At 42.8% G+C, this 5516-nt stretch carries 6 protein-coding genes and 1 tRNA gene; 2 read left to right on the forward strand and 5 right to left on the reverse strand.

The genetic code is table 11. From position 1 onward, the window contains the following. The 4 genes from clpX to AC29Z1_RS12810 all read right to left on the reverse strand — a co-directional run. On the reverse strand, positions 1-876 hold an 876-nt coding region (clpX, locus tag AC29Z1_RS12795; RefSeq protein WP_488271842.1), incomplete at its 3' end, for an ATP-dependent protease ATP-binding subunit ClpX. 12 nt (positions 877-888) lie between these two features. Then, complete coding sequence (gene clpP, locus AC29Z1_RS12800; protein WP_488271843.1) at positions 889-1494, reverse strand: ATP-dependent Clp endopeptidase proteolytic subunit ClpP; 606 nt, start codon at positions 1492-1494, stop codon at positions 889-891. 22 nt (positions 1495-1516) lie between these two features. Next, positions 1517-2806, reverse strand: a complete 1290-nt coding sequence (gene tig / locus AC29Z1_RS12805) for a trigger factor (RefSeq protein WP_488271844.1) — start codon at positions 2804-2806, stop codon at positions 1517-1519. 242 nt (positions 2807-3048) lie between these two features. Next, positions 3049-3123 (reverse strand) — tRNA-Gly (locus AC29Z1_RS12810). 258 nt (positions 3124-3381) lie between these two features. Here AC29Z1_RS12810 and AC29Z1_RS12815 point away from each other — a divergent pair. Then, entirely contained in the window at positions 3382-4620 is a 1239-nt protein-coding gene (locus tag AC29Z1_RS12815; protein ID WP_488271845.1) for a radical SAM protein, read from the forward strand. Between the two features lie 172 nt (positions 4621-4792). Here AC29Z1_RS12815 and AC29Z1_RS12820 read toward each other — a convergent pair whose 3' ends face one another. Next, positions 4793-4963 carry a hypothetical protein gene (locus AC29Z1_RS12820; protein WP_488271846.1) on the reverse strand — a complete coding sequence of 57 codons (171 nt, stop codon included), beginning with the start codon at positions 4961-4963 and terminating at the stop codon, positions 4793-4795. Between the two features lie 225 nt (positions 4964-5188). Between AC29Z1_RS12820 and AC29Z1_RS12825 the strand changes: the two genes are divergently transcribed. Next, positions 5189-5434 (forward strand): hypothetical protein, encoded by a 246-nt coding sequence (locus AC29Z1_RS12825; protein WP_488271847.1) that lies wholly within the window; start codon positions 5189-5191, stop codon positions 5432-5434. Positions 5435-5516 lie beyond the last annotated feature (82 nt).

Consider the following 5516-nt stretch of genomic DNA (forward strand, 5'->3'; position numbering starts at 1 on the left):
TTTCAAGAGGTCTTCAGGTAAAATATTCTTAAGCATTTCACCCAGTTGTTTCTTTTCTTTGCTACGAATTTCGGCACCAAAGCCCATAGACTTTTTGCCGGTTCTGGCACCAATAATCTTATCAATGCCATCGAAAGCTCCGCCACAAATAAAGAGAATGTTGGTAGTGTCTATTTGAATAAATTCCTGATGGGGATGTTTGCGGCCACCTTGCGGTGGCACACTGGCTACTGTGCCTTCAAGAATCTTCAAGAGAGCCTGCTGCACTCCTTCGCCAGAAACATCACGCGTAATGGAAGGGTTTTCTGATTTGCGGGCAATTTTATCTATTTCATCAATATAAACAATCCCTTTTTCCGCTTTCTCAACATCATAATCGGCGGCCTGAATGAGTTTTAACAGAATGTTTTCTACATCCTCACCTACATAACCGGCTTCCGTCAATGAGGTTGCGTCAGCTACAGCAAAAGGAACATTAAGAATCTTAGCCAGGGTTTGCGCTAACAGCGTTTTACCACTGCCAGTCGGGCCAAGCATGATGATGTTCGACTTTTGTAGTTCGACATCATCCATTTTTACCCCAAGATTGATTCGTTTATAATGATTATACACGGCAACGGCCAGTGTCTTCTTGGCTTCTTCCTGACCAATGACATACTGATCCAGAATTTCTTTTATTTCTTTAGGCTTGGGAACATCTCTGAGTTCGACATCCATGTCTTCGCTCAGTTCTTCCTCAATGATTTCATTGCATAGCTCTATGCATTCATCACATATATATACACCTGGCCCAGCAACAAGCTTTTTTACTTGTTCCTGCAGTTTGCCGCAAAAGGAACATTTGAGTTGACCCCGGTCATCCCCAAATTTCAACATATTACCACCTCTCTACTTGGGAGTCTCCTTATGTCTGTCACCCCGCACCACTACTGCGTCAATAAGGCCATATTCTTTCGCCTGCTCACTGGACATGAAGAAATCCCGTTCGGTATCGTTTTGAATTTTTTCCAAAGGCTGACCGGTATGGCGAGCAAGAATTTGGTTTAGGTGTTCACGCATACGAAGTATTTCCCGGGCGTGAATTTCGATATCAGTAGCCTGCCCTTGTGCACCACCAAGCGGCTGATGTATCATAATCCGGGAATTCGGAAGCGCATAACGCTTACCCTTAGTACCAGCAGCCAACAGGAGCGCACCAGCGCTAGCAGCCTGACCTATGCAAATAGTGGATACATCTGGTTTAACATATTGCATGGTATCATACATAGCCAGAGCAGCGGTTACTACCCCGCCAGGACTGTTAATATATACATGAATATCCTTGTCTGGATCTTCTGACTCCAAAAACAGTAGCTGCGCAATGACCAAGTTAGCCACATTGTCATCTATTGGTCCACCGATAAATACGATACGGTCCTTTAATAGCCGTGAGTAAATATCATACGCCCGCTCACCACGATTAGACTGCTCTACCACAATTGGCACATAGGGCATGACAAATCACCTCAAACTCAAATTATTTTGTTGCTACACTGTCAATTATTAGTTGGGCAGCTTTTTTACGTAATACCGAATCTTGCAGCGCCTGGAATCGACCGGTTTCACGAATTACTTTGATAATCTCTTCGGGTGTAGTTTGATATTTCGCTGCCATGGACTCAACTTCCTGTTGCATTTCTTCCGGATTGGTAGTTAGACCTTCCGCTTTTACGATAGCTTCTAATACCAGGTCGGTTTTCACATTATATAACGCCGACTCGCGGTAGTTATTACGCAGGGTAGCTATATCCATTTTAGTATATTCAAGATATTTATCAAGTTTCATCCCGCGTTGTTGCAAGCTAATATCAAAGTCTTGAATCATAACATCGATTTGGTTTTCAACCATTACTTCAGGAATATCAATGGTAGCGTTATCAACTACTGTTTTTATAGCTGCCGTACGGAACTCATGTTCTGCTCTTACTTTTGCAGCCTGTTCTAACCTATTCCTGATATCGGCTTTTAATTCCGCCAGAGTATCAAATTCACTGGTTTCTTTAGCAAATTCATCATCCAGTTCAGGCAGTTCCTTACGTTTGATATCGTGAATCTTTACAGTAAACGTAGCTTCTTTTCCTGCCAAATGAGCAACAAAATAATCTTGCGGGAAAGTTACTTTTACTTCACGTTCTTCTCCTGATTTAGCACCAACTAACTGATCTTCAAACCCTGGGATAAAGCTGCCAGAACCAATTTCCAGCGGATAGCTTTTGCCTTCACCGCCATCAAATGGAACCCCGTCAACATAACCCTTAAAATCTATAATTGCTAAGTCGCCTTGCTTAATTTCAGCATCTTCCACTACGACCATTTTAGCATTACGATTGCGAATTCTTTCAAGTTCATTATCTACGTCAGCATCAGTAATTTCTGGCACAGTTTTTTCAATTTCAAGCCCTTTATATTGTCCTAATGTTACTTCTGGCTTTTTAATAACAGTTGCTTTAAATACTAACGGCTGATCTTCGGCTAAGGTAACAACCTCAATTTCCGGACGGCTAACAGGTTCTATCCCCTGTTCGGCCAGCGCCTTATTATAAGCTGCTGGAGCCAAGATTTCAAAAGCCTCATCCAGAAGCGCTTCTTTACCAACTCGCATTTCTACTATTTTGCGCGGAGCCTTGCCTTTGCGGAACCCAGGAATGTTAATTTGATTAGCCAGTTTACGATAAGCTTTTTCCACAGCCTTGGCTACTTCAGCCTGTGGGATTTCAAGATTGAGTACTGTTTTATGATTGTCTATTCTTTCCGCTGTTACCTTCATTTATGTATTTCCTCCTTATTAAATTAACTGCTGACATAGCTTATTCGCTAGCAACACAGTCCATTATCACAGTATTCCCATTATTGACATAAATTTTATGGTTTACCTGGAATTCCGACTTTTACTCTTGTCCAGCATCCATAAATGTAGCAATGTCATGAATAATATCATACCATAAGTAAATATCAAAGACAAGATATAAGCAAAAAACCCAGCTAAAAGTGCTGGGTCTATATATACTATGGAGCGGAAAACGAGATTCGAACTCGCGACCCTCGCCTTGGCAAGGCGATGCTCTACCACTGAGCTACTTCCGCGTATTGTTCAACGACGAAATTTATTATAAACCATAATTTTATATTTGTCAACAGCTTCAAGCTTATATTTAACAAACCCATCAGCCTAAGCTTCTATATAAATTGCAATTAAAACTGACATCTATTTATCGGCTTGCATATTATGTATAAACAACAAATAAACGGCTGTGCAAACCTTATGTAACTGCACAAGCCGTCTTTACCGTATCCTGAAAGAATTCTCAGGATATGAGCGCCACGCTAAAGGAGGCTGTCTAGTTGTATTACCATCTAAAAGCCGAAAGTGTGCTCATTGAAGGAAAAGCGCGAGGTGCTATCTATGACTTTGCGTCAGGCCGGGTATATTCTATCAACCGAGGCGCGGTGGAACTACTGAAAGCCTGCCAAAACTCATCCTTAGAAGAAATAATGGATATGAACTCCACTGACGGCAAGCGGTACTTAGCTTTTCTAGATAAATTGACTGCCAAAGGACTTGGTGCAATGTATTACGACCTTCCGGCTGTAAGAAAAACCTGGACTCTTCCCCCTTACCAACCAAAGCTTGAATCTATTTGGCTTGAGCTTACATCAACCTGTAATAATCGTTGCCTACATTGTTATTCTGGTAGCAGTCCGCAAATAACAACCGATTGCGTACCACATACCCGCTGGCTGGAATTAGTTACCGAGGCTCGCCAGGCCGGCGCCCATGGAATTCAGCTTATTGGCGGAGAACCGCTGTTGTACCCCAAGTGGCGTGAATTAGTCATCAAAGCCCGCGAAGAAAGCTATGAATTCATTGAAATATTCACGAACGCCACCTTAGTCGATGATGACTGTATTGATTTTTTTAAGCAATATGCAGTCAGCATTGCAACCACTATTTATGCTGCTACCCCAGAAATTCACGATCAAATTACGCTGCATCCTGGCAGTTTTGACAAAACCATGACTGCTATCAAAAAAATCCTCGATAAAGGAATTGAGCTGCGCATTGCTTCTATTATCATGAAACCTAATGAAGGGGAAGCAGAAAATATCATGAAGCTTTTGTCTGAACTTGGGGTTGAGGCTACCCCACCAGATGTTGTCCGCCCTACTGGTCGCGGCGATGATTTGGAACTCTTGCCCCAAAGTTATACAAAACCACCGATCAAACCGCCGTTTTTTACCGATCCAGAATCTTTTTCCAAAGCACTACACTTTCACAACTGCCTGGCAGGTCGCTTAGCGATCACCTCGACTGGTGATGTTATTCCATGTATTTTTGCCCGAAATCAAATTTGCGGTAATATACTAACCACACCGCTTGCCGCTATAATTAGCGCACCGCCGCTTGTAACCTGCTGGCAAACCTCCAAAGACAGTATATCTAAGTGTCAGGATTGTGAATACCGTTATGCCTGCCCTGACTGCCGTCCGCTTGCGCAAGGCCAAGATCCGCAGAAAAGCTGGTATGCGGCACCTGCAGACTGTTCGTATAACCCATATACAGGAAAATGGGAGGATGACTAATTAATGAGTAATGACAAATATAAGAACCCCAAATGGGAAAACCCGCAAATCGACGACCGTAATGACTGGGACGGCTGGGATGATTGGAATGACTGGGATGATTGGGACACCGACACCGACTCCGACAGAGATGAAAACGATGATCGAATCGTTACCAGTTGCAACCCTGCTATTAGTACTTGTTTCCCCAGGCTATGCTCTCCGCGGAAATGTTCGCCTCAGCAATGCTCTCCTCGTTTATGTTCGCCTCGTCAATGCTCTCCAAATTATTACTGTTTACCCAGACAGTGTTTTCCGCAGGGATGTTTTCCCAGGCAATGTTTCCCACGACAATGTTTTCCACGCTGCAATCCGCGGCACTGTAATCCTCGTCAGTGTTCACCTAGATTTCATCGTCCCTGTAACCCGCTATAACTCCGACATAGAAAGGCACCCGCTGGGTGTCTTTCTTATTTTTCCAAATTGCAATAAAACACTTTCATATTGGAACAGTATCTGTTATAATTTTATAAATAACAATTATTAAGAAATAATTATACTGAAATATATTAAGGAGGAGGAAATTTTGATGAGAGCCATTGTGAGTAAAGACTTTTTCCTCAGCCAAACTTTACCTATCAAAAAAATTGACCGAATCGCCATTTCCGCCTATGGCGGCGATTTATCTGGTACGAGCTTAGGCAGTGCCGAAAACTTTCGCATTCCCGCTCATATTCTGGAACCTGGGCAAACCATTCTGACACCGCTTGAATGGCGCAACCTGCTTGCCAGAGTACAAAATTGGCCAGCCAGTATGGGTATTATTAGCATATAACGGCCGCACACAGTTATCGCATAATAAAGGCTCTATAATAAATGTTGGGGTAACCAGTTCTACAACTGGAACTGCCTCAACA

The organism is Sporomusa sp. (assembly GCF_057736855.1).

Coding starts and splice junctions, on each gene's coding strand:
- AC29Z1_RS12825 (WP_488271847.1), top strand. CDS start 5,189: ATGAGAGCCATTGTGAGTAAAGACTTTTTCCTCAGCCAAACTTTACCT.
- tig (WP_488271844.1), bottom strand. CDS start 2,806: ATGAAGGTAACAGCGGAAAGAATAGACAATCATAAAACAGTACTCAAT.
- clpP (WP_488271843.1), bottom strand. CDS start 1,494: ATGCCCTATGTGCCAATTGTGGTAGAGCAGTCTAATCGTGGTGAGCGG.